Origin of the sequence: Actinophytocola sp., assembly GCF_036555685.1 — a bacterium.
GTDB lineage: Bacteria > Actinomycetota > Actinomycetes > Mycobacteriales > Pseudonocardiaceae > Actinophytocola.
Map to the genome: position 1 here is coordinate 1 of NZ_DATBKY010000053.1, position 1,688 is coordinate 1,688.

Sequence of the window (1,688 nt, forward strand, 5' to 3'; positions counted from 1 at the left end):
CGCAGGTGGCGGTCGACCGGCCCCTCGGCCCGGCCGTCCAGCACGGCGAGCCCGGCCGCTGCCGCGCCGAGGTCGCCGGTCACGCCCACCAGGTCGCCCGGCTGTGCGCCGTCGCGGCCCACGAACGCCTCCGGCGCCTCCGCCCAGCCGATCACCGTGACCGCGATCGCCAGCACCGGCCCGCCGACCAGGTCACCGCCGGCGATCGTCACGCCGCACGTGACGGCCAGCGCCTCGGCGCCGCGGTGCAGGGCCACGATGTCTTCGTCCGACAACGCGTCCGGGATCACGATCGAGAGGAACGCCTCGCCCGGCTCGGCGGCCATCGCCGCCAGGTCGGAGACCGCGGCGGCGAGCGCGCGGTAGCCGGCGTCCTCGGCCGTCCAGCCCTGGCCGAGGCGGAAGTGCGTGCCGTCGACCATCACGTCGGTCGACACCGCGGCGGCGCCGCCGGCCCGCAGGACCGCTGCGTCGTCACCGATCCAGCGCACGACGCGCGAGCCCGCGCGGCGCTCGAGCGCGCCGTGGATCGCCTGGATCAGGCGAAGCTCGCGCAGACCCGCCTACCGGTGCCGGTAGACGATGCGCGCGCGGTTGAGGTCGTAGGGGGAGACCTCCACGCGGACGCGGTCACCGGGCAGGATGCGGATGCGGAACCGCCGCATCTTCCCAGCGACGTGCCCGAGCACCTCGTGCCCGTTGTCGAGCTGCACCCGGAACATCGCGTTCGGGAGCGCCTCGACGACCTCCCCCTCGAACTCGACCTTCTCTTCCTTCGCCAAGGGCTACGTCCTCAGATCGTCCGCACGTTCGTGGCCTGGGGGCCCTTCGGGCTCTCGCCGAGCTCGTACTCGACCTTCGCCCCCTCCGCCAGCGTGCGGAAGCCGTCACCCGTAATCGCGGAGAAGTGCACGAACGCGTCCTGGCCGCCGTCGTCCGGCGTGATGAACCCGAACCCCTTCTCGTCGCTGAACCACTTCACGACACCCGTTGCCATCTGCTGCAGCACCTCCGCTGCGTCGACTCGATGCGGAGGTCGTGCGACCGGCACTGTCCTACCCGCATGCTCTTACCGCCGGAGCGGCCTCTGACGCGCCGGTTTATACCAGTGGACCCAGCGCCCCGCTAGCGCTGGTCGCCGGGCGGCGTGCCGGTGTCGGGCGGCGGTTGCGGCGGCGACTCGTACTGGTCGGGATCGAACTGCGTGCCGCCGGTGTCGTCGTCGTTGCCGCCGTTGTCGTTCTGCTGCTTCTCGTCGTCGGGCGTGGTGGACGGCTCCTCGTCCTTGCCGCGCGAGCCGAAGCCGAGCTTGTCGCCGCCGGAGGTGGCGTACTCGCCGAAGAACGGATGCGTGACGAACGGCTCCTTGGGCTGCGGGAACGGGCCGCAGAATCCGCCGATGATCGACTTCATGTACGTGCCCCAGATGTCGGCCGGGAACGTGCCGCCGTCGACCGGGCCGCCGTGGTACTGGTAGTTCATGAAGATGCGCTCGTTCGGATAGCCGACCCACACGGCCGTCGCGAGCCGCGGGGTGAAGCCGACGAACCACGCGTCGGTGTTGTTGTCGGTCGTTCCGGTCTTGCCGCCGGCCGGGCAGCCGATGTTCGCGTGCGTACCTGTGCCGCCCTGGATGTTGGCCTCGAGGATCTTCGTCGCCTCGTAGGTCACGCCGTCCGGGAACACCT

At 71.3% G+C, this 1,688-nt stretch carries 3 protein-coding genes and 1 pseudogene; all 4 read right to left on the reverse strand.

The genetic code is table 11. From position 1 onward, the window contains the following. Nucleotides 1-491, reverse strand: a 491-nt coding sequence (locus tag VH969_RS05915) for a thiamine-phosphate kinase (protein WP_331971578.1), incomplete at its 3' end; no start/stop codon positions are given. Between the two features lie 72 nt (nt 492-563). Next, entirely contained in the window at nt 564-782 is a 219-nt protein-coding gene (infA, locus tag VH969_RS05920; protein WP_331971581.1) for a translation initiation factor IF-1, read from the reverse strand. Between the two features lie 11 nt (nt 783-793). Continuing rightward, a complete protein-coding gene (locus tag VH969_RS05925; RefSeq protein WP_331971584.1) occupies nt 794-997 on the reverse strand; it encodes a cold-shock protein in 204 nt (67 codons plus the stop codon). A gap of 128 nt (nt 998-1,125) precedes the next feature. After that, a pseudogene (locus VH969_RS05930) lies at nt 1,126-1,688 on the reverse strand (hypothetical protein); the annotation flags it as partial.

Excerpts from the sequence above, each read along its gene's own strand:
- VH969_RS05925 (WP_331971584.1), bottom strand. The coding sequence starts at position 997 with ATGGCAACGGGTGTCGTGAAGTGGTTCAGCGACGAGAAGGGGTTCGGG.